Here is a 25895-nt window from a genome sequence, read left to right on the forward strand (position 1 = left end):
CTCATTGCTACGCTATGACATGACTTGATTACGTTGCGTAGTAATGGGGAGTTAGCGTGAAGGTCGCCTGCGTCGGCGGCGGGCCCGCCAGCCTGTACTTCTCGATTTTGATGAAGCGGGTGGACCCGTCCCACGACATCACCGTCTACGAGCGGAACCCGGCCGGGTCGACGTATGGCTGGGGCGTGACATATATCTACGAACTGCTCAGCAATCTCCACGGCGTCGACCCCGAGTCCGCGCGCGCCATCAGCGAGAGCTCGGTCCGCTGGGATGGCTGGGTCATGCACGTCCGCGACCGCGCCACGGTGACGGTGGACCACGGGGACGAGGGCTTCGGCATCGGCCGGCACCGGTTGCTCGACATCTTCTCCGAGCGGGCCCGCTCCCTCGGCGTGCGCATCGAGTACGAGCGGGAGATCGCCGAGGAGGAGGAGCTGGCCGACGCCGACCTCGTCGTCGCGGGCGACGGGATCAACAGCGTGCTGCGCGAGCGCCACTCCGACCACTTCGGCACCCAGGTCGCGGTCGGCCGGAACGTCTACATCTGGCTCGGCACCACCAAGATCTTCGAATCCTTCACCTTCGCCTTCGTGGAGACCGAGCACGGCTGGATCTGGTACTACGGCTACGGATTCGGCAAGGACCACAGCACCTGCGTCATCGAGTGCTCCCCAGAGACCTGGCGCGGTCTCGGGCTCGACCAGGCGAACGAGGCCGACGGCCTGGCCTTCCTGGAGAAGCTCTTCGCCGACATCCTGGACGGGCACCCCCTGATCGGCCGGGCGCACCCCGACGGCCGGGCGCACTGGCTGAACTTCCGCACCCTGACCAACCGCAAGTGGTATCACGGCAACCTCGTCCTGCTCGGCGACGCCGCGCACACCACGCATTACTCCATCGGCGCGGGCACCGCCCTCGCGCTGGGGGACGCCGCCTTCCTGGTCAACGCGCTGCACGAGGAGACGCGGCTCGAGCCCGCCCTCGCCCGCTACGAGCGGGAACGCCGGGCCTCGATCCGGGCCACCCAGCGGGCGGCCCGCTACAGCGCGCGGTGGTACGAGAGCCTTCCGCGCTACATCAACCTGCCGCCCTGGCAGCTGTTCGCGCTGCTCGGCCAGCGGCAGTCGGTGCTGCTGCCGCGCGTCCCGCCGCGGATGTACTACCGGCTGGACCAAGTGGCCGGAAAGCTCGGGTTGGCGCGCGGGTCCAAGCACTGACTCCACCCTGGGCTTGCGCTCTGTACCTACTAGTATGTACGGTCAGTGCCGTGGATACGAGGGAACGGCTGATCGAGAGCACTCGGGAACTGCTGTGGGAGTGCGGATACGTGGGCACCTCGCCGAAGGCGATCCAGCGGCGATCCGGGGCCGGCCAGGGCAGCATGTACCACCACTTCCGCGGGAAGTCCGACCTGGCGCTGGCCGCGATCACCCGTAGCGCCGAGGAGCTGCGGGATCGCGCGGAGGCGGAGCTCGGTGGCTCGGGGACGCCGGTCCAGCGGGTCGCCGCCTACCTGCGCCGGGAGCGGGCGGCCCTCAGGGGCTGCCCGGTGGGCCGGCTCACCCAGGACTCGGACGTGATGGCCGATCCCACGTTGCGCCGCCCGATCGAGGAGACCTTCGCCTGGCTGCGGGACCGGCTCGCCGGGGTCCTCGCGGAAGCGCGGGCGGCCGGCGAGCTGGCCACCGCGCTCGACCCGGCGGCCACCGCCACCGCGCTCGTCGCGGTGCTGCAGGGCGCGTATGTGCTGGCCCGCGCGGCCGGCGACGCGGACGTCTACGCGCGGGCCGTGGACGGCGCGCTCGGTCTGCTCGCCGCCCACTGAGCCGACTGTGGTTCATCGCTGAAAGGACGAAGTAATGCCCTTTGTTCGTATTGATGCGGTTCGTGCAGACGAGGAGCGGCTGGCGGCCCTGGGCCGGGCCGTGCACGATGCCCTGGTCGAGGCCATCGGCATCCCGCCGGACGACAGGTTCCAGGTGATCACCGGCCACGACGGAACGCGGCGGATCGTGAGCTACGACGGCGACTACCTCGGCATCCACCGGGACGACGACCTGGTGTTCGTGGCCATCACGATGCGCTCCGGGCGCACCGCGGACCAGAAGCAGGCGCTCTACCGCAGGATCGCCGAGCTCGCCCAGGACTACGCGGGCACCGAGCCGCGGAACGTCTTCGTCACGGTCACCGAGAACGAGCCGATCGACTGGTCGTTCGGCGACGGCGTGGCCCAGTATGCGCTGGCCGCTCCGGGATCTCCGCGGCCGTCCTGGGCCGGGGCGGCCGCCGAGGCTCCGTGATCTTGGCCAGCAGGCTGTCCCAGCGGGCGCCGATCTCCCGCAGGTCGTAGGCCTTGGCGGTGCGCTTCGCGGCGGCGCCGAACTTGCGGCGCAGGTCCTCGTTGTCGATGAGCTCACAGATCGTCTCGGCGAAGGCGCCGACGTCGCCCGGCTCGACCAGGCGGCCGTCGAGACCGTCGGTGATGACCTCGGCCGGGCCGGTGGGGCAGTCGAAGGCGACCGGGGGCAGGCCCTTGCTCATCGCCTCGATCAACGCCATCGGCATCCCCTCGGAGCGTGAGCTGAGCAGGAACATCCCCGCCTTCGTCAGCTCCTCTCCGACCTGATCGGTACGCCCCATGAGGAAGGCGCGTCCGTCCAGCCCCGACTCCTCGATCTGGGTCTTCAGCCGCTCGCGCCACGGCCCCGACCCGTAGACGCGCAGTGTCCACTCCGGGTGCCGCTCGGCGACCAGCCGCCAGGCCGCCAGCAGCAGGTCGAAGCCCTTGACCCGCTCCAGCCGCCCCACCGCGACGGCGGTCGTGCCCTCCAGTGAGGCGTCGCCACCGCCCAGGGGCGGCAGGGCGTTGGGGATGCAGGTCAGATGGACCTCGGGCACCGCCCTGGCGTAGCGGTCCAGGTCGGCGCGGGTCAGCGTGACCAGCGCGTCCAGCTTGCCGTACCGGCGCTTGATGACCTTGCGCAGCTCGGGCTTGTGCGCGGCCAGGTTGCGGTGTTCCTGGCCGATGGTGACGACCCCGGGCGGCGCGAAAGCGGCGGCGAACAGGTTGAAACTCGGCCTCGTGGTGATCAGCACCCCGCCGCGCAGCGAGCGCAGGTGGCGCAGCAGCACCAGATCGGTCAGCAGCGAGCAGCGCCGGTAGGAGGGCTCGGTCGGCGGTACCAGCACGCTGGGCAGCCGCGACAGCCATCTGCGCAGCCTGCCTTTGTCGCGGGTGCGGTCATCGAGCACCGAGATCCGCACACCGGAGGGGAGCGGGAAGAACGGCTGGTTCCGCTCACGGATCAGGCTGACGATCTCGACCTCGCGGTCGTGCGCCAGGTATCCGGCGAGGTTGAGCACCGTGCGGATGGTGCCGCCCATGCCGTACGCGTGGAACAACAGGATGCGCACCGTGCCGGCATCGGGTGCGGGGGCGGTGCGCGCCCGCCGCAGGTCCGCCAGCCGGAGCAGCCACAAGGCCGTCCACCGCACCCAGCGTGCCCCCGACCCCAGCAGCCAATTCCGTGATCGCTCGTACACCTCAGCCGCCCCCTGCCTGGATGATCGTCACGAGAAGGACATTCCGAACCCCCCTACCTTTCTACTACATAGTTAGTAGTAGTTGAAGGGGGTGAATCGCCCAGGCACTACAGCTACTCTGCTACCCAAGCTGTAAGGAGAGAGTGAGCGCTCATGACCTCACCATCGCGCCAACGCCGGGACCGGGGCGGCCTGGAGAGTGAGGTGCTGGCCATCCTGGCCGGCACACCTGGCCCGCTGACCCCCGGTGAGGTGGCCCAGCGGCTGGCATCCCCTCTGGCCTACACCACGGTCATGACCGTCCTCAGCCGCCTGCACGACAAGGGCGCCGTCAGCCGGGTCCGCACCGGCCGCGCCTACGCCTACTCCCTCCAGCGCGACGAGGCCGCCCGGCGGGCGGCGCAGATGCGCAGCCTGCTCGGCGAGGGCCAGGACCGGGCCCGGGTGCTGGCCCAGTTCGTCGGGGAGCTGTCCGAGCAGGACGAGGCGCTGCTGCAGCGGCTCCTGCGCGAGAGCGGCGGCACCTGACATGCGGGTGGATGTCTACCTGCCGACGACGCCGATCCCGTGCCCACCCCGGTCGCCGTGGGCGCGGCGCTCGCGCTCGCCGTCGCCGCGGCCCGTACCGTGCTCCGGCATCGCCCCACTGCCTTGCCTGAAGCTGTGCCGGGAGCGGTCCCGGCTGCCCTGCCTGAAGCTGTGTCAGGGGCGCTGGGAGAAGCGGTCGACCAGGATGGCCAGCCGCCGCTCGTGGGCCTCGCGGGGGAGCCTGCCGCTGCGCATGAGCGTCACCAGCCCGTGCAGGCCGCTCCAGAAGGTTTCGGTGAGCAGGCCGAGGTCGTCGTCGCCGGCCAGCGGTTCCAGCGCCTGGCTCAGCTCACCGAAGGCCGCCTGCAGGGGGGCCGGGGCCTCGGGGGTGGCGAAGGGCAGGTCGACGATCAGGCTGAACATCGCGTCGTACAGGGCGGGCCGCCGTTCGGCGAAGCCCGCGTAGGCGGCGCCGACGGCCGCGAGGGCCTGCCGGGGGTCGTCTGTCGAGGTACGGGCCGCGCGCAGGTCGACGGCCATGTCCGCGCAGCCCTCCACCGCGACCGCCGCCATGATGGCGTCCTTGCCCTTGAAGTGGCTGTAAAGCACCGGCTGGCTGTATTCGACCCGTTCGGCCAGGCGGCGCGTCGTCACCGCCTCCCAGCCCTCGGCCTCGGCCAGCGTCCGGGCCGCTGTGATGATCAACCGTTCCCGTTCCGCCCGCTCGCGCTCCCGGCGCGCCTGAATCGACATGCCGACAACTCTAGCACCGCTAGCTCTCCTGTCGATGCTCTGAAATCGGGCGGCGGTGCACGTCGCCGCCCGATGGCACGGCTATTTGGTGGGAGCGACCGTGGCGGGAACGGGAATGTCCGTGGTGCAGCGCAGCGGGGCATCCGTACGCATCAGGCCGAACATGCCCCCCAGCTTGCTCCCCGACTCGGGCTTGTAGTCAGGGGTCCGCAGGCTGATGAGCACCTTGGTCCCCGCCGGCATGGCCGACGGCGTGATGATGAACGTCGGCTCTCCGTCGGGCCGCCGCGGTCCCTCCTTCCAGACGTCGTCGAACCCCGGCACGTCCACCGGCGAGTCGCAGAACTCGTTGATCTTGATCAGCGCGGGGACGCCGGCCTCCGCCAGAGTCCGCTCCAGGACCGCCGCGTCCAGTGTCTGCCGCTTGGTCATGCTGACGGTGACCGTACCGTCGGCGTTGCTGTCGACCGAGAAGGCGGCCAGCCGCACGTGTACGGAACCGCCCGTGGCCGGTGGCGCGTTCACGCTGGGACCACCGGTCGCCAGCGTCAGTGCCAGCGCGGACATCAGGGCGGTCCCCGTGGCCAGCCCCGTGACCTTGAGACGGCGGCGGGACCGCCCCGCGGCCACGATGTCCCCTACCGGGGTGTTCATCCGCACGCCGGTCATCGAGTCCTTGAGCGCGTCCAGTACGTCTTGGTCGTTCATAGCTCACCCTCCTGGCTGTTGGCTGTGGCGAGGTCGCCGCGCAAGGTCGCGATGGCGCGCGACAGGTGGGCGGTGACGGTTCCCGGAGCGATTCCGAGAGTCTTGGCGGTGGACTCGGTGTCCAGGTCGAGGAAGACGCGTAACGCGATCACTTCCCGCTGCCGTCGCGGTAGCCGCCGCAGCATGGCCAGCAGCGCGGGGTCCACGCCGGCTGCGGCGGCCGTCGGTTCCACGGCGTCGTGACCGGTGAGGGCGACCTCGTGCCGCCGTCGCCGCCACCAGGAGATCCGGGTGTTCAGCGCCGTACGGACGATCCAGGCGCGGGGCGCCGGATGGCGGCGAACCTTCCGCCAGGACGTCCACGCCCGCGCGAACGCCTCGGCGACCAGGTCTTCCGCCAGTTGCCGGCCGTCACCGGTGGCGGCCAGCACGGCTCGCAGGCACGCGTCCCGGCTCTCTTGGTAGAACTCCTCGAACTCCCGTTGCTCCACATCCCCTATACGCGCCGGGACGCCGTGACGCTTACCGACATGAGCGGGTGCCGGAGGTTGTCCGCCTCCGGCACCGTGTCTCGGGTGGGTGGTCAGGTGATGGCGCAGGTCGTGCCGCCCAGGGTGAAGGAGGTGGGTTCGCCGGTGTTACCGGTGTGGGTGGCCTGGAAGCCGAAGTTGGTGGCGGCGCCGGGCGCGATGGTGGCGTTGTAGCTGACGTTCCTGGCCGTGACCTGGCCGCTGGAGGGGGAGACGGTGGCGCTCCAGGCGGAGGTGACCGTCTGGCCGCCGGGCAGGGTGAAGACCAGGGACCAGGTGTTGATCGGGGACGCGCTGGTGTTGGTGATGGTGACGGATGCGGTGAATCCGGTGTTCCAGCTGTTCATGGTGTAGGTGACGGCGCACGGTCCGCCCGGCGTCGGCGTCGGCGTGGGCGTGGGCGTCGGGGTGGGGGTCGGCGAGGGGCCGGTGGGTCCGCCGTCCAGGCCGAAGAACTGGATGACCGCGGCGGCCATGCCGCCCTGCGGAAGGCTGTGCCCGACCCCTTGGATGCTGACACCCTCGACGGCGACGGTGGTGCCGGTGCCGCCGTAGCGGGTGCGCGTCCAGGACGCCTGCGGGTGGTCGGTGAACGTGGGAGTCTGGCTGAGGCCGTGGACGTCGGTCCACTGCTTGATCTCTTCCTGGAAGTTCGGGTAGCGGAGCGTGGCGTCCTCGGTGCCGTGCCACAGCTGCATGCGCGGACGCGCCCCGGTGTAGCCGGGGAAGGCACCGCGTACGAGGTCGCCCCACTGCTGCGGGGTCTTGATGATGGTGCCGTTGGCGCAGGCGCTGTTCCAGCTGGAGCCGTCGGTCGTGGCGAAGCAGCCGAACGGCACTCCCATGAACGCCGCCCCGGCCTTGAAGACGTCGGGGTAGTCGCCCAGCAGCACGTTCGTCATCATGCCGCCCGAGGACGCGCCGGTCACGTAGACCCGGGAGGCGTCGCCGTTGTTGTGCTGCTCCACGTACTTGACCATGGACACGATCCCCACGGGGTCGCTGCCGCCGTCGTGCTTGAGCGCCTGTGGCGAGGAGACGTCGAAGCAGGATCCGCTCCTGGTGGCGGAGGGGTAGATGACGATGAATCCGTACCGGTCCGCCAGCGAGGCGAACTCGGTGCCGGAGTAGAAGGCGGGGCCGGAGCCCGTGCAGTAGTGCACGGCCACCAGGATCGCCGGGCGGGCCGCGACGTTGTTCGGGACGTACAGGTGCATACGCAGGCCGCTGGGGTTGGTGCCGAAGTTGGTCACCTCGGTGAGCGAGGCCGGCGAGGCCGGCGGGGCCATGGTCAGCCACGCGATGACGAACATCGCGGCGGCGATCAAGGCGCCGAGAACTCTGGTCGTCATCCTCATCCCGCTGCCCCTCTCTCGATGCGTTCCGAAATATTCGGAGTATTCTCAAAAACATTTCGAGAGACAAGGCTCCATGTTGCTCGCCTGTTAGGGCGGGCAAGTGACCTGCGATGCGTCTATCTATGGGGCCGGGACGCTTGAAACTTTCGGACCGGAGGGTGACGCCGCGGGCGGGCGAGCCGCCCGCGGCGCTACCGGATCACTGGACGGTGATCTTGTCCACTTCGACGGTGACTCCCTTGACCTGCGGGGTCGAGGTGGCCGTCGTCACGTTGCCGACCCCCGGGCTGACTCCCTTGATCTTCATCGAATAGGTCAGGACGCCGCCCGGCGCGCCGGGTGTGCTCGTGACCACGAGGTCCTGGGTGGGCGGCCCGGAGATCTGGTCGCCCGCCGTACCCTCGTCGTTCTCCGCGCCCACGGTCAGTCCCGCGCCCGCGGGGGCGTCGCCCGGCAGGTTGGCCGGGTCGTAGGCGTAGCTGATGTCCTCCACGCCGTTGAGCCCGATCCACTGCTGGAACACCTTGAGGTTGTTCGTGCCGAAGGTGTGGACCCGCCATTCCAGCACCAGCCAGCGGTTGACCCCGTCGGTCAGCGTCCCGGCGAAGACGCCGGGGGCGCCGGTGCCGTCGAGGTCGGTCCAGTAGGAGGCGAGCACGGCGTTCGGCCGCGCCGGGTCGGGCAGTGTCTGCGGGAGGGCGGCGATGTCGTCGGCGCCGTTGGTGCCGCCGGCGACGCTGTAGCCGTTGGAGACCACGCCGATCCTGGTGTACGTCTTACCGGCGAAGGTGAAGGCGGGCACCGTGAAGTTCAGCGCCTGCTCGTCCCCGATCGGCGTCGGGGTGATGCCGAAGGCGTCCAGCGGAAGATATCCGGCCGGCCCGGCACCCGGCGCGATCGTCGGCTTGTCGGGCTGCCGGGCGGCCAGTGTCGCCTTGGCCGTCGCGATCTGGGTGCCGATCTTGGTGGCCCCGGTCACGCTGTTCAGCCGCAGGCGCGCGTCGAGCGTGCTCAGCGCGGTCACCTCCGTGCTGGACAGGCTGTTGTTCCGCACGGTGACCGTGCAGGTGGACTCACCGGTGTTCCGGGGAATGGTGGCCGGCGCGCAGGTCTGGTCGACCGGCACGATGCCTTCCTGGCGGAAGAAGGCCACCGGCAGGTGCAGCGCCCGTGAGCCGTCGACCTGCTTGAGGTTCACCTGGCCGAAGTACTGCCCGTCGGGCAGATCCGGCGCGGTGATGACCACCGTCAGCTTCGTGCTCTTGCCCGGTGCGACGGTGAAGCGCGCCGGCAGCACCGTGATGTTCGCGCCGCTGACGGTCGTGGCCGAGGCGGTGAAGGTGAGCGACTTGCTGGTGGCGTTCGTGACCGTGCGCTTGGCGGTGATGAGGCCGGGCATGGTCGGCGCGTTCACCGAGGGGAGATTGAGGTCGATCCGGTTGAGCGGGTCGGTGGCCGAGGCGATGAAGTTGGCCGCGCTCTCGTCCAGGGTCAGTCCGGGGTCACCGGCCTTGGTCAGGTCGATGCGCCCGCCGCCCATGTCGAACGGGTCCGCGGGGGTGACGCGGTCCTGCTTGGTGACCGCGGTCTTGGCCGTGGTCTCCAGAGCCGACTTCACCTGTCCCGGTGTCCAGGTCGGGTGCAGGGCGAACACGAGCGCGGCCGAGCCGGTCACGTGCGGCGCCGACATGGACGTGCCCTGGATGACCTGGTAGAGGTTGCCGGGCGGCCCTTCGAGCGGTGATTCGGGGGTCGGGGTCATGCCCGCCAGGATGTGCAGGCCGGGGCCGGTGACGTCCGGCTTGAGGAAGTCCCCGCCGGGGCCGCGCGAGGAGAAGTAGGTCATCACGTCGCCCTGCCAGCTGGCCTTGACGCCCTGGGTGAACGAGGCCGTCGCGCCCGGATGCGCGGACAGGAAGCTCATGAGGACGTCGGTCTCGGGCTTGTTGACGTGCACCGACGGGACCCAGTGGGCGTCGGTGAAGACGTCGAACGGGAAGGCGTTGTAGAGGATCATCCCCGCAGCGCCGCCCTGCTTGACGTTGAAGCTCTTCAGCACCCGGTTCGGGCCGCGCTCGCAGGCGACGATCTTCCCGGTGAAGATCCCGGCCGGCGCCGGGGTGTCACACAGCGCGTTGGAGTACGGCGGAGCGGATGCCAGCACCACCGGCAGCGGCGAGGCGATCCCCGAGGTGACGGACGCGCCCTTGATCGTCGCCGTCGCGCCACCGCCGGACAGCGTGATCGTGGACTGGAACGTTCTGGTCTGCGTGGACGCGGCCACCGTGGTCACCCAAGGGCTGCGGTGGTCGGTGGTGTTGGCGCCGGGACCCGAGTTGCCCGCCGACGCCGAGACCAGCACGCCCGCCGCGTACGCGTCGAGGAAGGCCAGCTCGACCGGGTCGCTGTAAGGGTCGGAGCCACCGGAGATCGAGAAGTTGATGACCCGGACGCCGTCCAGGATGGCACGTGCCACCGCCTGCGCCGAGTCGGACGGGAAGCAGCCCTCCGCGCCGCACACCTTGTAGACCGAGACCTCGGCGGCGGGCGCTATGCCGTGGATCGGGCCGCGGCTGATCCCCAGCGGGTTCGCGTCGGCCACCGGGCCGCCGGCCGAGGTGGTGGCGGTGTGGGTGCCGTGCCCGTTGGAGTCACGGGCGCTGTCGGGGTAGACCTCGCCGCCGAAGACCGCGTTGTAGGTCTCCAGGAACGGCTGCCCGCCGATCAGCTTGTTGTTGCAGGTGAAGGGGTCGTTGGCCGGGGTCAGCGGGTTGTCGCCGAAGTCGCAGACCCGGGGCGTGCCGTCCTTGGTCGGCCCCGGGGCGGGCAGGCCGGTCGGGGCGGCGAACTGGGGGTGCTCGGGCCAGGCGCCGGAGTCCAGCACGCCCACGATCACGCCCTTGCCCGAGGAGTTGCTGCCGCCGAGCTGGTTGTAGATGGTGTTGGCGCCGATGAACTCCGGGCTGGAGTCGGTGAGGAGCTGCTGCGGCTTGTCCTCCTGTACGGCGACGGCGCCGGGCAGCTTCAACACCTCGGCCGCCTTGTTGCCCGGGATCCGGAGCGCGATGCCGCCATAGACGGTCCTGACCCGCTGGCCCACCACGGCCCCCGGTACCTTGCCGGCCAGCTGGTCCAGGAACGCCTTCTCCACGCTCTCGATGTGCTGGCCGTACTTCTTGACCTCGGCACTCCTGGTGTCGAGGGCCTTGCCGGTGACGGCGGGACTGGTGCCCGGGAGGCCGGGAAGCCCGCCCCGATAGGCGGCGAGCGAGTCGTAGTCCAGCTTGACCATGATGTTGATCGGCGCCGGAGAGGTGGTCCGCAACAGCGCCTGGTCACTCTTGGCGAGCTTGCCCGTTGGGGACTTGGCGCCCTCGACGAGCTGGGCGCCGGTGACGGGGGTGGCCTGCCACTTCCCGTTCGCGGGAGAGGGCGTGGGGGTGGCCCGCGCCGCTGCCGGGCTCATCACCGCCACCATGCTCAGGCCGATGACCACCGACGCGAGCCGCCGCGCGCGGGATAAACGGGGACTGGATAACACAAGTTCCTCCTCGTCGAGGGCTGCATGGACTCACCACGCGCCAAGGAGGCGTCAGGTCACCCCGCGTCGAGGCACACCGGAGAGATCACTGAACCCTCCCCGGTGGGTGACAAGCTGTATTGGGCCGCCCCGTGGGGCGGCTCGGTACCGACTCACCCCGTGGAGCGGCTCGGTACCGACCGGAGTGTAACCAGCGATCACGCGGCCGAGAACCCCACCGAGTTGCCATAATCCGGCGGGCAATTTGGCTATTCGTACGGCTCCGCCGGCTGATCGATCTTCACTACGTCGGTGGCGGTCATGTCAGGGATCACGTAGCCGTTGGGGATCTTGCCCTTCCACGGGATCCACGAGCCGGTGACCTGTACCCAGGAGTTCTCCCTCGGAGCCGGCACGCCCCGGACCGCCACCTTCAAGGCGAGGGCGTCGGCGGCGCAGCAGCTGATCTGCATCCTGGTGACGTACCAGAGATTCTTCTTCTTCGACGGCACCACGAAGCCGGTCAGCCTGACCTGCCGGCCCGCGAGCGACGTGCCGGCCGGGTCGTAGGCGCGCCCGATGAACTCGCCGAGCGCCAGCTGGGGTACGCCGTCGGAGAGCTTCCGGAAGGCCGCGGGAGCGGGCGGGCGCGGCGCGGGCCCGTCGTCCTCGCCGCCTGCCGCGAACGAGCCCAGCGCGGGGGGCGCGATCAGCACGATGGCGAACACCGGCACGGCCAGCAGCCACGCCACCCGCGGCCCATGATCGTGTGCGTGGTCGTGCCCGTCGCCCTGCCCGCGCCACTGCCTGATAAAGGACGCCAGGGCGAGGATCACCAGCACCGCCCCGGCTCCGACGAGTAAGGGCCGGAAGCCCGGTTTGACGTAGTTGACGTACGTACTGGAGAAGGCGGAGATGTTCAGCAGCGCCCCGCCGAGGATCAGCAGCATCAGGCTCTGCGTCTGGCGTTTCACAGCAGCACCCATCCGGTGACGAAGCTGACGCCGATCGCCAGCGTCAGCGTGAGCGGTACGAAGCGCCAGGTGAAGGGCCGCCCGAACGTACCCGCCTGCAACGCGATCAGTTTCAGGTCGACCATCGGCCCCACCACCAGGAAGGCGAGCTTGGCCGTGGGCGAGAAGGCGGTCAGGGAGGCGGCCACGAACGCGTCGGCCTCGGAGCAGATCGACAACAGCACCGCCAGCAGCGCCAGCACCAGCACGGACACCACCGGGATCCCCGCCACGGAGGTGAGCCACGAACGGGGGACCACCACGTTGAGCGTCGCCGCGGTCAGCCCGCCGATGACCAGGAACCCGCCGGTGTGCAGCAGGTCGTGGCACATTGCGTCCACGAAGGCGCCCCACTTGCCATGTCCGGGCGCCGCGGTACGGCGGGGCACCGGCAGCCACTCGCTACGCCCGAACCGCGCCCAGATCCAGCCGGCCAGCACGGCCACGGTCAGCGAGGCGCCGAACCGCGCGACCACCATCGCGGGGTCGCCGGGGAAGGCCACCGCGGTGGCCACCAGGACGACCGGATTGATCGCCGGCGAGGCGAGCAGGAACGCCAGCGCCGCGGCGGGCGCCACGCCACGCGCCATCAGCCCCGAGGCCACCGGCACCGAGGCGCATTCGCACCCGGGCAGCACCGCGCCCGCCACCCCGGCCACCGGCACCGCCGCGTAGGTCTGACGCGGCAGGGCCCTGGTCCAGAACGAGGCGGGCACGAACGCGGTGATGGCCGCCGACAACGCCACCCCGAACACCAGGAACGGCAGCGCCTGCACGCACACGGCCACGAAGATGGTGGCCCATGTCTGCAGCGCCGGAGCCGTCAGGTGGGGCGCCAGCAGGAACCGGCCCGCCACCAGCAGCGCGACCAGGCCGACGAACGACCACGGCAGCCACGACTCACGGGCGGGCCCGCGCCCCCACGAGTCCGGCGGGAGATGATCTTCCGCCCCTGGCCAATCCAGCGGGGTTCCCTGTGTCATCGCCCTCCCTGCCCAGCGCTTGGTTCTGATGACACGCGGGCAGCAGATTAGCGGGTTCTGCGGTGTCTCTGCTGGAAGCCGAAAACCAAGGGTGCCCGGTTGTCACCGTCCCGGGGAGCCCTCCTTCGCCCAAGGCGCTCAGGCTTCGGACGCTCGGGTGACGGTGGGGGCCGTCGCGGCCGGTCGTGGTGCGGGCGTGGCGGTGACGTCCCAGTCGGTGTCGGACAGCCTGAGCGTGCGTACGCCCAGCCGGCCGAACACCACCGCGATCGCGCCGAGCGCGGCGAGCTCCACCGCGGCCGGCGGGTCATCGGGCAACACGTTGTGTACGATCACGACGGCGGTGATCAGCGCCGGGGCCCACCAGCCGATCAGCCCGGCTCGCCAGGCCGCCCAGGCCAGCAGCGCTATGCCGATGCCGAAGCTGGTCAGCAGGACGAAGAAGATCACGAGCGCCGGGTCGGCGTTGAGCCTGTCCTCGAAGGCCCGCATCTGTGCCGGATCGCCGCCGGCCAGTGACCGCATGACGAGGTACACCGTGGCGAGTCCCATGTGTCCCAGCGCGCCGAGCAGGGTGCACAGTCCTCCCAGGTGGGCGAGCAGCGAGCCGCGGTCGCGAGCCTGGTGGACGATGCCGCCGATCGCGGGCACGGTGAGCACCGCCGATGCCAGCAGCGTCAGCGCCGAGGCGGTCATCAGTCCCGGTCGGCCGACCGCGGCGCCGTAGAAACCGGTTCCGCCGGTCGGGTCGAGTGGGTCCTGGGCTACCAGCAGCGTGCCGAACCCGATCAGGCTGAGCCCCGCCGCGATGCGGCGGAGACGCCGGGCGTCGGAGAAAGCGGACATGATGTCCCTCCCGTGGCCGCGACCGCCTTGATGGCGGCCGACGCCTCAATGTCCTGCCGGGACGCCACCGCTGTCGTCGGTAGTACGGCTCCATCCGGGTCCGCCCACGGGATGACGGCCGCACCTGAAAACGTCGTCCCCCAGGCTGACTCGCCGCAGCTCCCCGCAGGCTTATCGTCAACCCATGGTCAGGCTTACCGCATCGCCGCACCGGCGCGACGTGCTCCTGGCGCTGGGCATCGCCGGCCTCGCCCAGGCGGAGGTGTGGTCCGGCGCCGTCGTGGGCGGTTCCCGGCCGGCGGTGGCCGCCACCGTGCTGGTGACGGGCCTGGCACTGGCATGGCGCAGACGGGCCCCGACGGCGGTGCTGGTGATCGTGTTCGGCGGCCAGATCGTCCAGGCCGCGCTCGGCGTCGACTCCAACAGCGGTTTCTCGACGCTGTTCGCCCTGGTCATCGCGGTCTTCTCGGCGGCCTTCCACGCGCGGCACCCCATGGCGGTCCTGCCCGTGTCACTGGGCCTGGTCGCGGTGGCGGTGCTGATCGAGAAGGGACCCTCGCCCGCCGACCTGCTCTACGCGGGTGTGTTCGTGGCCGGTGTGTGGCTGGCCGGCCACGCGGTGAGCATCAGACAGATCCGCGCCGAGCTGTCCGAACAGCGGGCCGCGCAGATCAAGCGCGAAGCCGACTGGCAGGCAGCGGCCGCGGTCAACCAGGAGCGCGCCCGGATCGCCCGCGAGCTGCACGACGTGGTGGCCAACAGCATGGCGGCGATGGCGCTGCACGTCGGCGGGATCCGCCGACTCCTGCGGCCCGAACAGCAGGCCGAGCGGGAGGCGCTCCTGGTGGCCGAGCAGACCGGGCGTCAAGCGCTGACCGAGATGCACCGGCTCCTCGCCCTGCTCCGCGAACCGGACGCACCCGTGCCGCACACCTCCCTGCCACGGCTGGCCGACGTCGGTGACCTGCTCGAACCGCTCCGGGCGGGCGGCCTGAGGGCCGAGCTGCGGGTTGAGGGCACTCCCTTACCGCTGCCGCCCAGCATCGACCTGTCGGCGTACCGGATCCTGCAGGAGGCGATCACCAACGTGGGCAAGCATGCCGACGCCACCCGGATCGACTGCGTGATCCACTACAGCGACAAGACGCTACGCCTCGACGTCCTCGACGACGGCAGGCCACCGCAGGCGGACGGCAGGTCACCACGAGCTGACGGCAGGTCAGCACGGACGGACGGCAGGTCACCACCGGCGGACGGGCCGACGCCTTGGGGCGGCCACGGACTTGTCGGGATGCGCGAACGGGTCGCGCTCTACGACGGGACACTGGAGGCCGGTCCGCAGCCGGGCTGCGGCTACCGTGTCACAGCCGTCCTCCGACTGACCGGTCAGTCCGGTAACCCCGGTCAGTCCGGTCAGTCCGGTCAGCCTGGGCAGGGCTCATGACGATCCGCGTGCTTCTGGCCGACGACCAGCAGATGATCCGCGCCGGGCTGCGCCTGATCATCTCGGCGGAGCCCGACATCCAGGTGGTGGGCGAGGCCGGTGACGGGCCCGGGGCGGTGACCGCGGCACGCAGGCTCCGCCCGGACGTGACACTCATGGACATCCGCATGCCCAGGCTGGATGGCATCCAGGCCACCCAACGCCTCTTCGCCGATACCCCGCCGCCGACCCGCGTCATCGTCCTGACCACCTTCGACATCGACTCATACGTCTACGAGGCGCTTCGGGCGGGGGCGAGTGGCTTCCTGCTCAAGAACGCGCCCCCGGAAGACCTCGTCCACGCCATCCGCGTCGTCGCCTCCGGCGCGGGGTTGCTCGACCCGGCCGTCACCCGGCGGGTGATCGAGGAGTTCGCCCGCACCCCCGCACCACTCCCGCCGCCACCGCAGGTCGCCAGCTTGACCGCACGCGAGCTCGAGGTCCTGCACCTGGTCGCGCGCGGCCTGTCCAACGCCGAGATCGCGGCCCGTCTGTACGTCAGCGAAGCCACTGTCAAGACCCACGTCGCCCGGATGCTCACCAAACTCGCCCTCCGCGACCGCGTCCAGGCCGTCGTGTACGCCTACGAGCACGGCCTCATCCGCGCCGGCGACTGACCCACGACGCTCCTGTCCGAGCACGACAGCGCTGCCCGGCGACACCCAAGCCACCACTCACCTCGTCGCATGTCCACGACCTCATCGTGCGCACCACCCCACCGACAGGCATATAAGCGACAAAATGGTGTTTTGTGTTATCTCAGTGGTGATGTTCCCGTCTCCTGGTCGGAGCATCGGAGCTCCGGATCGGGGTGATGGATGTACGCGCGCTCGACGTACGAGGTCGAAACGGTGCTGGCGGCCGGGGCGGGCGATCACGGAGCGGTCGACGAGCTGGTGAGGAGTCATCTGCAGCTCGTGTACAACATCGCCGGCCGCGCCATGAACGGCCACCCGGACGTGGACGACGTCGTGCAGGAGACCATGGCCAGGGTCGTGGCCGGGGTGTCCGGGCTGCGCGACCCCGGGAGCTTTCGATCCTGGCTGGTCGCCATCACCTTGAACCAGGTGCGGGAGTGGTGGCGGGCCACCGCCGCCAACAACACCAACACCGCCGCCCTCGACGAGGCGCTGGGCCTGGCGGACGCCAGTGCCGACTTCGCCGGACTCACCGTCACCCGGCTCGGCCTGTCCGGTCAGCGCAAGGAGACGGTGGAGGCCGGCCGCTGGCTCGACACCGACGACCGCGAGGTGCTCGCGCTGTGGTGGCTGGAGGCCGCGAACGAGCTCACCCGGGCGGAGCTGGCCGCCGGCCTGGACCTGAACGAGCGACACGCGGCCGTCCGCGTGCAGCGGGTCAAACGGCGGCTGGAGTCGGCCCGCGCGGTGGTGCGGGCGCTCTCGGCCCGTCCCCGCTGCCCCGGGCTGGCGTACGTGGCCGACGGCTGGACGGGCACGCCGTCACCCCTGTGGCGCAAGCGGCTGTCGCGGCACGTACGCGAGTGCCGGACCTGCGCGGATCGTCTGTCAGACCTGGTTCCGGCCGACCGGCTGCTGGCGGGGCTGGGCCTGGTGGCCGTCCCGGCGGGGTTCGCGGCGGGCCTGCTGGAGATGGCGCGGACGGCAGCCGTACCAGCGCTGAAGGGCGGCCTGGTGGCCAAGGGCGGTCTGGCGGCGAAGGGTGGTCTGGCGGCGAAGGGCGGCCTGGTGGCCAAGGGCGGTCTGGTGGCGAAGGGGAAGGTGGCGGCCGGCGCGGTGGGTTCCTCGCTGGCGGCCAAGCCCGTCGCGATCGCCGCGGCCGGCGCCGCGCTGATCGCCGGTGGCGCGGTGATCGTCCACAACCTCCAACCTGAGCCGCCGCGCGGGCGGGCCGCGCCGGTGATCGCCACCTCCGTGCCCGCCTCCTCCCCGCGCCCTTCACGAAAGCCGAAGCTGAAGCCGACCCCGACACCGACACCGACGCCGACGCGGAGCCGTCCGGCGGGCCTGTACGGGCGCACCGTCGACACGGTGGACCAGGCGCCGCCCAAGGCTCGGCGTCCCGCCCCGCTGCCCCGGCGCGCCGCGGGCACGCTGGCCATCGGCGGGAAACACGGCTACTCGAGGTATGGCGGCGCCCCCCAGATAACGCACCGGGGCGACTACATCACCATCACCGGCAAGGGCTACGTCGAGGTCCGCTGGGGCATCCTCTACCGCAACCGGATCGGTGACTTCCGGGCCGCCACCTGGACCGGGCTGAAGGGCAGGCTGTTCCACGTCGCGTCCGGCGGTGGGCGGCGGATGGACGACGAGCAGGCGCCGGGCGTCACCTGGATGGGCGCTCGCGAGACCGGCTTCGTCCGGCTGCCCCCCGGTCAGCAGCAGATGTGGCAGAACGAGTTCTACTACCTGGACGGCCGGGTCACCATCCACAACAACGAGAGCGGCACGGACATCGACCTCAACGTGGCGCCCCGGACCTGGAGCGAGGTCTGGCGGGACATCTCCACCGGGCTCGATCCCGCCAGGGGAATCGTCCGCTACGGCCTGACCCGCGACACCGGTGACGACCGCGCCCCGGTCCCGCAGTACGTCACCAGGGCGCGGCCCGCCGACCCCGCGATGGTGCCCCAGCGCAGCCGCGTCTCATCCTGAAATTTCTGTTATCCCGGACAGGCGGTTCCGTCTCCTGTGACAAGAGTGACCCCTGGGAAAGGACTTCCATGACCACGCAGCCCTCCCGCCGGAGCCTGCTGAAGGCGGCCGTGACCGTCGGCGCGGGCGCCGCCGTACTCCCCGCCCTGCCCGCCGGCGCCTCGGCCGCGCCGCTCAAGCACCCCGGCATGCTGCACACGCAGGCGGACTTCGACCGGATGCGGGCCCAGGTGAACGCCGGAGCCCAACCCTGGAAGGCGGGCTGGGACAAGCTGGTGGCCAACAGCCGCTCCAGGAGCACCTGGAAGGCTCGCCCGGTGGAGACGGTCGTCAGAGGTGGCACGGGGGCGAACCACGTGCAGCTCGCCATCGACGTGGCCGCCGCCTACCAGAACGCGCTGCGCTGGAAGATCAGCGGCGACAAAGCCCATGGCGACGCCGCCCGCGACATCCTCAACGCCTGGTCGGCCGCGCTGAAAGCGGTGACGGGCAACGCCGACCGCTTCCTCGCGGCCGGCATCCAGGGCTGGCAACTGGCCAACGTCGGCGAGATCATGCGCGGCTACCCCGGTTTCGACCTCGACCGCTTCAAGAAGATGATGCTCACCGTCTTCTACCCGCTGAACGACCGGTTCCTGCGGGGGCACAACGACGCCTGCATCACCAATTACTGGGCGAACTGGGACCTGTGCGCCATGGCCTCCATCATGGCCATCGGCATCCTCTGCGACGACCAGGCCAAGGTCGGCCAGGCCGTGGAGTACTTCAAGCACGGCAAGGGCAACGGCGCCATCATGAACGCGGTGCCGTTCCTCCACCCCGGCGGCCTCGGCCAGTGGCAGGAGAGCGGCCGTGACCAGGGCCACGCCAGCCTGGGCATCGGGTTGATGGGCGTGCTGTGCGAGATGGCCTGGAACCAGGGCATCGACCTGTACGGCTACGCCGACGACCGGTTCATGAAGGGCGCCCAGTATGTCGCCAAGTACAACATCGGCGAGAGCGTGCCGTTCACCACGTACAAGTGGGGGACCGGACAGAACTGCGCACCCCGTGAGCAGACGGAGGTCAGCGCGGCGGGGCGCGGCATGAACGACCCGGTCTGGGCGGTGCTCTACAACCACTACGGGGTCCGCCGCGGCCTGCCGGTGCCCCACATCGAGGCGTACGGCAAGCGGCTCGCCCCCGAAGGGGGAGGCGGGGACTACGGCGGCAGCAAGTACGACAACCTCGGCTTCGGCACGCTGACCTTCACCAGGGCCACGGCCGCGGGCGGAGGCGGGCTGCTGCCGACGGGCGTCTCGCGGGCCTTCCAGTCGGTCAATCGCCCGAAGGCGTACATCCAGGCCGCGGGCGCCGTGGGCCGCATCGGGGCGAGCGCGCTCGCGCTGCGCGTCGTGCCCGGCCTGTCCGACGCCAAGGGATACTCCTTCGTCGACGCCGAGGGCCGATACCTGCGGCACAAGAACTTCCTGGTCCGGTTCGACGCCAACGACGGCACCGCGCTGTTCAAACGCGACGCGACCTTCCACGCCCGCCAGGGCACGGTGGAGGGGTCGGTGCGGCTGGAGTCGGTCAACTACCCCGGTCGGTTCGTCCGCCACCGCGACGACGCCCTCCGCCTGGACAAGGCCGAGGACACGACGCTGTTCCGCGGCGACAGCTCCTTCAAGCCGATCGCCTGACCTGGCGACGGCTCCTTCAGCCCGAACGCCTGACCCGAGGCAGTCCGGGCGGCGGCGTGAGCGCGCCGCCGCCCGGGCACCTCTTGTCAGATCTCGCAGTTGAGCTCGGTGTCGCCTCTGTCGGAGTCGCACGTGTCGGTGCCGCCGTCGGCGCTGATGGTGTCGTTGCCGCCGATCCCGTCGACGGTGTTGATGACGTCGTCGCCGTTGCCGCCCCGGATCTCGTTGGCCGCGGCGTTTCCAGTGATGTGGTCGGAGCCCGCGCCGCTGAAGACTCGCTCCACGTCGCTGCCCAGGTTGTCGTTCTCGCCGGCTGTGCCGTCGTTGGCCACCCCGTCGAGCGTGATGGTCTGGGCGGCACCCCGGTTGTTGTACGCCGCCAGGTCCGAGCCCGCGCCACCGGAGAAGCTGTCCTTGCCGTCGATGCCGTCGGCCTGGAAGAAGTCGTCACCGCCGTTGCCGAACGCGGTGTCGTCGCCCGTGCCACCGGTGATGCCATCGGAGCCACTGCCACCCCTGAAGGTGTCTCGGCCCGCTTCGCCGAACAGTTGCGTGCTGACCGCGGAGTTGTTGGTGATGGTGTCGTCCAGGTCGCCGGCGAAGACCCGGACGACGGTGACGCCCTGGCACCGCACCTGGTTGGCGGTGACCCGGGTGCAGTCGCCTCCATCGGCGCGCATGACGTCCCCGGTGTCACTGACCAGTACGTTGCCGAAGGCGTCGGTGGAGATGGTGATGTTGTTCACCTTGCCCTGGGCCGCCGACACGATGAGATTGCCGGTGAAGAGGCTCGCCAGGGTGTCCGCGCGGGACGGTAAGGCGAAGACCGCTTGGACACCGGCCATGGTCGCGGCCAACGCCAGGATGGACAGAATCTTTCTCATGTGTGGTGCACACCTCTCTGAAGGGGATGTGCCGCAATTAAAGGGAACGCGTACCGTGTCGGGACAGGTAAAAAGGCACATATTCTCTATGGCGCGGACCATTCTGCTTATTGCCTGGTAGCGGGGCTGTGGGGGCGAATTTCGTCCCGACGATGGAACTGAATGGAACGGAATGGAACGCCATAATCGGGAGGCGTTCGCCGTCAAATAACGCGCCGATTCCATTGCAAGATCATTTCCGTCTGGGTCATACTCGCTATGCGTACGGGGCGACGGAGGGCGGCGGGTACATGAGGCGGCTGCGCGGCTGGTGGCTCCTGGTGATCGCGGCGACGGCGAGCGCGGTCGTGTCCCTTCTGGCTTCGTCCATGCCCGCGCTGGTCGGCTCCGTGCTGGTGGGGGCGGTCAGCGGCGGGGCGGCGGTGCTCACCGTACGAGCCGAGCGAGCGATCGACCGGAACACGGCCACGCGGCCGCAGCTGTACACCGGCGAAGGGGGGAAGCCGCCCCAGGTGCGCGACATCGAAGACCCGCTCAGTATCGGGGTCCACCTGGCGCCCCCACTGACCGGGCCCGACGGCACGATCGACCGATGCCCGCCGTACACCCGCCGCGACCGGAGCGACGACCTGGAGCGGGCGCTGGCCGTGAGCAGGTTCGTCCTGGTCGTGGGCGAGTCGACGGCCGGCAAGACCAGAGCCGCCTACGAGGCGATGCGCGCGTGCCTGCCGGATCACACGTTCATCCGCCCGGTGGGCAAGCCGGACCTGCCGCAGGCCCTGGACCTGGCGCGGCGCCGGAGCAAGAGCGTCGTCTGGCTGGACGACCTGGACCTGTACCTGGGCGTGGACGGCCTGACGGCGGAGATGATCATCGGATCCGCCAAGCGCTCGAGCATGGCGAACAGTACGGCGTGAGCCAGTATCTGGCCGCCGGCCCGCAGCTGTTCCAGGAATGGCTGGACGCTGACGGCTCCTGGCCGGAGGGCCGGCCGCGCGGCGCCGCGCTGGTGAGTGCGGCGGTCGATGTACGGCGGGCCGGGGTGCAACGGCCGGTGCCGCTGTCGTTCCTGCGCGAGTTGCACGAGGGCTACCTGCGGGCCGGTGTCCGCCCGGAATCGTGGGAGCAGGCGCTGGACTGGGCGACGCAACCGCTGCACTCGACCAGCAGCCTGCTGGTTCCGGCCGGGGACGAACAGTACGAGGCCTTCGACTATCTGGCTCGACGCCCTGGACGAGGCCCGAGGCCTGCCCGAGGTGCCGGGACAGACCTGGGAGGCGGTCGTCTCCTTGGCCAGGGCGGCCGAGAGCGGCGCCCCGCCGGAGGAGGTGATCGCCCTCCGCGAGCGGGTGGCCTGGTGGATCGGGGCGCGCTATCACGAGAGCGGAGATCCCGCCCGGGCGCTCGACCTCGCGCGGGCGGCGGTGGAAGAGAGCGAACGCCTCCTGGGCGCGGAGCACGCGCAGACGTTGACGTGCCGCCTGACCATCACTTCACCGCCTTCGCGCGATCCGTACTGAGCCGGTGGAGCCCGCAGGACTCAGCGGGATGAGATGACGCGGGAAGAGGCGGTGATGTCCGAGAGCCAGGCTCTCTCCGGTTCGAGCATGGATTCCGCGGAGAAGCCGTTGTCCGCCTCCACCTCGGCGATGCTGGCGCGCACCTGTGCCGCCTGGCTGTCGGCCAGGTGGTCGAAGATGGTCAGGGACCTCCGCCAGGTCTCGACGGCCAGCACCGGACAGCCGGTCGCCGCCAGGGCCTGGCCGAGGATGTGCAGGGTGCGGGCCTCGGTGTTGCAGTCGCCGATCTCACGGCTGCGGTCGAGCGAGCGGAAGCACCAGCGGATCGTCTCCTCGTGGTCGCCCAGCGCGGCGTACGTGATGCACATGTCGGTCAGCGCGATGCCCTCGCCCCAGAGATTGTCGATCGCGCGGAAGGCGGCGAGTGCCGACAGGTGGTGCTGGAGTGCCGTACGCGGCTGGCCGAGAGCGAGCAGCGCCCTGCCGAGCCCGGCCGAGGCGATGGCCTGCCCCCAGTGATAGCCGAGGTCGGTGAAGATGGCCAGCGCCTCCCGGTGGCACACCACGGCCGCCTCCGGCGCGTCCAGGTCCCGGTGCACCAGGCCGAGCGTGTTCAGCGCGTTGCCCTGGCCCCAGCGGTCGCCGAGATCGCGCTGGAGCGCCAGCGCGATCTCGGCGTGGGGGAGCGCGTCCTTGAACTGCCGGTGGTCCCAGTGAGCCAGCGCGAGGCTGGTGCGGATCGTGGCTTCGGCGTGCGCGTCGCCCAGCAGCAGCGCGGCCTCCAGGCCGATCTCGTTGCTGGAGATCCAGGAGTCCCAGTGCTTGCGCAGGTTGAAGAAGCTCCACAGCGCGCACGGCAGCTGCCATGCCACGCCGTACTGGCCGAGGGTGAAGGCCCGCCGTACGGCGGCCATGAGGTTGGCGTGCTCGGTCTGGAGCCAGCACAGCGCGTCGTCGTAGCCGGAGAAGGTGTACGGCTCGCACGACGGTTCGAGCGGCGGGAGCGGGAGGCCCTGATGCTGCGGGTTGAGCACCTGGTCGGCCTGGTCGACGGTGTGCAGGTACCACGACAGCAGGCGCTTGACCGCGGCCAGCCGGTCGGCGACGGGCTCCTCGGCCTCGACCCGTTCGCCGGCGTAGACGCGCATCAGGTCGTGCATGCGATACCGCTCGGCGCCGCCCGTCTCCAGCAGGCACCGGTCGGTCAGGATCTCGACCAGCCGCCGTGCCTCGGCAGGCGGCACCCCGATCAGCGCCGCGGCGGCGCCGATCCCGAACTCCGTCCCGCTGTGCAGGCCGAGCAGCCGGAACGCCCGCGCGGCCCGCGGGTCCAGCGCCTGGTACGACCACGAGAACACCGCCCGCAGGCTCATCTGCGGATCGTCGTCCACGTCGAGCAGGTCGAGGCGGGACCGCTCGTCGCGCAGCTGGGCGACCAGGTCCGCCAGCCGCGCGCCGGACCGCCGGGTCACGTGCTCGGCGCTGATCGCCAGCGCCAGCGGGAGGTGGGCGCACAGCCGGGCCAGCTCGGCCGCGGCCTCGGCCTCGGCGGACACGCGCTCGGCACCGAGGATCTTGCCCAGGAGTGTGTGCGACTCCGCCTCAGGCAGCCTGCCCAGGAAGACGTGCCGCGCGTCATCGTGTACGGCCAGCCCGGCCAGGCGGGTACGGCTGGTCACCAGCACCAGACAATCCGAGCCGGGGAGCAGGGGCCGTACCTGGGCGGTGTTGCGGGCGTTGTCCAGCAGGACCAGCACCCGCCGCCCGGCCAGCGTGCTGCGCAGCAGCGCGGAGCGGGCCTCGACCGCCGTGGGGATCTGGTCGGCGGGTACGTTCAGGGACCGCAGCATCATCTCCAGGGCGGTGGCGGGCGCCACCGGCTCGCCGGGGCCGAACCCGCGCAGGTCGATGTGCAGCTGCCCGTCAGGGAAGCGATCCCGCACCTGATGGGCCCAGTGCACGGCCAGCGCGGTCTTGCCGACCCCGCCCGCGCCACCGATCGCCGCGATGACGATGGGCCGGTGATCCCCCTCTTCCGGAAGTAGGTCGTACAGCTTCCCCAGGTCCGCGTGGCGGCCGGTGAACCGGGCGAGGTCGGACGGCAGCTGGCGCGGCACCGAGGCCGGGGGAGGGGTCTCGGGCCCGGCGGGCGCCGGCGTTGTCGTCATGGCTACGCCGTTCAGCACGGCCTGCTGGAGCCGCTGCAGCTCGCTGCCGGGATCGATGCCGAGCTCCTCGCGCAGCAGGGTGGCGACGTGGCGGTAGGCCTCGAGCGCTTCGGCCCGGCGCTCGGCGAGATGGAGGGCCAGCACCAGTTGTTCCCACAGCCGCTCGCGCAGCGGGTGCTCGGCGGTGGCGGCCTTGAGGTCCGCGATGATCTCCTCGTGGCGGCCGGTCCGCAGACCGAGGTCGAACCAGCGCTCCAGCAGCCGCATCCGCTCCTCCCCGAGCCGGGGCACCTCGTCGCGGTGCAGCGACTCCGACGCCACGTCGACCAGCACCGGGCCGCGCCACAACCCGAGCGCCTCGCGCAGCAGGCCGGACTCTCCCGGCTGGTCGCCCGCGCCGGCCGCCCGCGTCGCCTGTCCGGCGAGCTCGCGGAACCGCTCGACGTCGAGGGTGTCGGCGTCGGCCCGCAGGATGTACCCCGCCCCCATGGTCTCGATCAGCGGCCGTCCGTCGGCGCCGTCGTCCAGCGCCCGGCGCAGCCTGGTCATCTGGGTGTGCAGGGCCGCGCGCGCCTGCTTGGGCGCGTCGTCGCCCCACACGTACTCGATGAGTTTGTCGGGCGATACATGGTGGTTGGCGTTCACCAGCAGCGTCGCCAGCGCGATGCGCTGCTTGGCCGCCGAGAGCCGCACCGGCCGGCCGCCCCGTGTTATCTCCAGTGGTCCCAGCACACTGAACCGGATCCCCGTACCCGTTTCCATCCGTGGACCTCTCCGCGATCTCCCGTCGGTGTGGCGCCATCCCCAATGACGCGATCACCTGTTCGCACTATCCACCATGCAGCAAGGAAGGACGGTTTCCGCGCGTACCGGAATACATCCTGCCCGGAGTTCCATTTCGTAGCCATCCTTAATGCGGCCGCCCCTCGCTGGGACGACAGGTGGCCGAAAGGATGGCGTCAGCATTTTGACAGGTCCGCTGTTTACCGTGATGACGACAAGGGGTTAGGAATTTCACGTTGACCAGGGGGAGAAACATGCAGAAAAGACATCTCGGGGTGGCTGCGGTGTCGGCCGTCCTACTCGCCGGCGCCCTCATGCCCGCGCCGAGCGCGTCGGCCGCGTCCGTGTCAGCGGCGGCAGGTCCGGCGGGGGCCGCGTCGGGGTCCGCGATGGCGCGTCCGGCGGTGACCGGGGCGGCGCGTCCGGCGGTGGCCGCGGCCGATCCCATCGACTGCGGCGGATGGTGGCACTTCACGGGTAACGACCCGAAGTCCGCCCGCATGGTCCGCTGGGGCGGCTCCAACGGGCGGCCGCAGTTCAACCTCATGTACGGCAAGATCCAGGGCATCCAGCACGGCTGGGCCCAGCTGTCCGGCGCCAAGCAGGGCGACTGGGTCACTCTCGACGTGACCAGCGACGGGGGCCGTACCTGGGGCTACTGCGGTCCGTTCGAGGCGCGTTGGGACGGGGACATCGTGACCACTCCCGCCGCGCGCACCTCGAGCGACCCGAACCTGCAGTTCCGCGCCTGCGGGGCACCGAGAGGCGTGCCCGGCAGCCGGGCCATCTGCACCGCACCCTGGTGACGGAGACCGCGTCCTGGCCACCGCACCGCACCCACCGGCCAGGACGCGGCCCTCGGGGGAGTCCACATCTGACCGAGCGGGTCAGATTTGGGTCTTGCTCGCCGGAAGACCTCCGATCTACGCTCCACATTACTCGTTAGTTAACTTT

Annotated in this window: 22 protein-coding genes; 11 read left to right on the forward strand and 11 right to left on the reverse strand. The window is 70.5% G+C overall.

Annotated elements, in window-relative coordinates:
- Positions 1-56 precede the first annotated feature (56 nt).
- From LDL49_RS06290 to LDL49_RS06300, 3 genes are read left to right on the forward strand one after another with little or no spacing between them, the layout of a single operon-like run.
- On the forward strand, positions 57-1220 hold the full coding sequence (locus tag LDL49_RS06290; RefSeq protein WP_225289967.1) for an FAD-dependent monooxygenase: 1164 nt from the start codon (positions 57-59) through the stop codon (positions 1218-1220).
- A 50-nt stretch (positions 1221-1270) separates the two neighbouring features.
- The gene (locus LDL49_RS06295; protein WP_225289968.1) at positions 1271-1828 is read left to right on the forward strand and encodes a TetR/AcrR family transcriptional regulator; all 558 of its coding nucleotides are present in this window, start codon (positions 1271-1273) and stop codon (positions 1826-1828) included.
- Positions 1829-1862: 34 nt separating this feature from the next.
- A complete protein-coding gene (locus LDL49_RS06300; RefSeq protein WP_225289969.1) occupies positions 1863-2303 on the forward strand; it encodes a tautomerase family protein in 441 nt (146 codons plus the stop codon).
- On the opposite strand, the gene LDL49_RS06305 is transcribed toward LDL49_RS06300, so the two are convergent.
- Positions 2188-3546, reverse strand: a complete 1359-nt coding sequence (locus LDL49_RS06305) for a glycosyltransferase family 4 protein (protein ID WP_225289970.1) — start codon at positions 3544-3546, stop codon at positions 2188-2190. The genes LDL49_RS06300 and LDL49_RS06305 overlap by 116 nt on opposite strands.
- A gap of 153 nt (positions 3547-3699) precedes the next feature.
- Here LDL49_RS06305 and LDL49_RS06310 point away from each other — a divergent pair, with 153 nt between their 5' ends.
- Positions 3700-4074: a BlaI/MecI/CopY family transcriptional regulator gene (locus LDL49_RS06310; RefSeq protein ID WP_225289971.1), complete on the forward strand. Its 375-nt coding sequence runs from the start codon at positions 3700-3702 to the stop codon at positions 4072-4074.
- Between the two features lie 174 nt (positions 4075-4248).
- Here the strand turns inward: LDL49_RS06310 and LDL49_RS06315 are convergent, their stop codons facing one another.
- The 8 genes from LDL49_RS06315 to LDL49_RS06355 form a co-directional block, all read right to left on the reverse strand.
- Positions 4249-4827, reverse strand: coding sequence for a TetR/AcrR family transcriptional regulator (locus LDL49_RS06315; protein ID WP_225289972.1), 579 nt, complete (start codon positions 4825-4827; stop codon positions 4249-4251).
- A gap of 81 nt (positions 4828-4908) precedes the next feature.
- Positions 4909-5535, reverse strand: a complete 627-nt coding sequence (locus tag LDL49_RS06320; RefSeq protein WP_225289973.1) for a hypothetical protein — start codon at positions 5533-5535, stop codon at positions 4909-4911.
- A complete protein-coding gene (locus LDL49_RS06325) occupies positions 5532-6026 on the reverse strand; it encodes a SigE family RNA polymerase sigma factor (protein WP_225289974.1) in 495 nt (164 codons plus the stop codon). The genes LDL49_RS06320 and LDL49_RS06325 overlap by 4 nt, the downstream gene beginning before the upstream one ends.
- 92 nt (positions 6027-6118) lie before the next feature.
- Positions 6119-7417, reverse strand: a complete 1299-nt coding sequence (locus LDL49_RS06330) for an extracellular catalytic domain type 1 short-chain-length polyhydroxyalkanoate depolymerase (protein WP_308016083.1) — start codon at positions 7415-7417, stop codon at positions 6119-6121.
- A 205-nt stretch (positions 7418-7622) separates the two neighbouring features.
- Entirely contained in the window at positions 7623-10964 is a 3342-nt protein-coding gene (locus tag LDL49_RS58240) for a S8 family serine peptidase (protein ID WP_308016084.1), read from the reverse strand.
- A 248-nt stretch (positions 10965-11212) separates the two neighbouring features.
- Positions 11213-11917: a TIGR03943 family putative permease subunit gene (locus tag LDL49_RS06345; RefSeq protein ID WP_225289976.1), complete on the reverse strand. Its 705-nt coding sequence runs from the start codon at positions 11915-11917 to the stop codon at positions 11213-11215.
- A complete protein-coding gene (locus LDL49_RS06350; protein WP_225289977.1) occupies positions 11914-12939 on the reverse strand; it encodes a permease in 1026 nt (341 codons plus the stop codon). The genes LDL49_RS06345 and LDL49_RS06350 overlap by 4 nt, the downstream gene beginning before the upstream one ends.
- 138 nt (positions 12940-13077) lie before the next feature.
- Positions 13078-13785: a hypothetical protein gene (locus LDL49_RS06355; RefSeq protein ID WP_225289978.1), complete on the reverse strand. Its 708-nt coding sequence runs from the start codon at positions 13783-13785 to the stop codon at positions 13078-13080.
- Between the two features lie 184 nt (positions 13786-13969).
- Here LDL49_RS06355 and LDL49_RS06360 point away from each other — a divergent pair, with 184 nt between their 5' ends.
- From LDL49_RS06360 to LDL49_RS06375, 4 genes are all read left to right on the forward strand, one after another.
- Entirely contained in the window at positions 13970-15229 is a 1260-nt protein-coding gene (locus tag LDL49_RS06360) for a sensor histidine kinase (protein WP_225289979.1), read from the forward strand.
- Positions 15226-15885, forward strand: coding sequence for a response regulator (locus LDL49_RS06365; RefSeq protein WP_225289980.1), 660 nt, complete (start codon positions 15226-15228; stop codon positions 15883-15885). Before LDL49_RS06360 ends, LDL49_RS06365 begins: the two co-directional genes overlap by 4 nt.
- A 201-nt stretch (positions 15886-16086) precedes the next feature.
- Positions 16087-17904 (forward strand): RNA polymerase sigma factor, encoded by a 1818-nt coding sequence (locus LDL49_RS06370; protein ID WP_225289981.1) that lies wholly within the window; start codon positions 16087-16089, stop codon positions 17902-17904.
- A gap of 68 nt (positions 17905-17972) precedes the next feature.
- Positions 17973-19586, forward strand: a complete 1614-nt coding sequence (locus tag LDL49_RS06375; RefSeq protein ID WP_225289982.1) for an AbfB domain-containing protein — start codon at positions 17973-17975, stop codon at positions 19584-19586.
- Positions 19587-19672: 86 nt separating this feature from the next.
- Here LDL49_RS06375 and LDL49_RS06380 read toward each other — a convergent pair whose 3' ends face one another.
- Positions 19673-20470: a calcium-binding protein gene (locus tag LDL49_RS06380; RefSeq protein ID WP_225289983.1), complete on the reverse strand. Its 798-nt coding sequence runs from the start codon at positions 20468-20470 to the stop codon at positions 19673-19675.
- Between the two features lie 290 nt (positions 20471-20760).
- Here LDL49_RS06380 and LDL49_RS06385 point away from each other — a divergent pair, with 290 nt between their 5' ends.
- On the forward strand, positions 20761-21387 hold the full coding sequence (locus LDL49_RS06385) for a hypothetical protein (RefSeq protein ID WP_225289984.1): 627 nt from the start codon (positions 20761-20763) through the stop codon (positions 21385-21387).
- Between the two features lie 339 nt (positions 21388-21726).
- On the forward strand, positions 21727-21990 hold the full coding sequence (locus tag LDL49_RS06390; RefSeq protein ID WP_225289985.1) for a hypothetical protein: 264 nt from the start codon (positions 21727-21729) through the stop codon (positions 21988-21990).
- A 20-nt stretch (positions 21991-22010) separates the two neighbouring features.
- Here LDL49_RS06390 and LDL49_RS06395 read toward each other — a convergent pair whose 3' ends face one another.
- On the reverse strand, positions 22011-24920 hold the full coding sequence (locus tag LDL49_RS06395) for an AfsR/SARP family transcriptional regulator (RefSeq protein ID WP_225289986.1): 2910 nt from the start codon (positions 24918-24920) through the stop codon (positions 22011-22013).
- A gap of 275 nt (positions 24921-25195) precedes the next feature.
- Between LDL49_RS06395 and LDL49_RS06400 the strand changes: the two genes are divergently transcribed.
- A complete protein-coding gene (locus LDL49_RS06400; protein ID WP_225289987.1) occupies positions 25196-25747 on the forward strand; it encodes a hypothetical protein in 552 nt (183 codons plus the stop codon).
- Positions 25748-25895: the final 148 nt, after the last annotated feature.

This window comes from Nonomuraea aurantiaca (assembly GCF_020215705.1).
Taxonomy (GTDB): Bacteria; Actinomycetota; Actinomycetes; order Streptosporangiales; family Streptosporangiaceae; genus Nonomuraea; species Nonomuraea aurantiaca.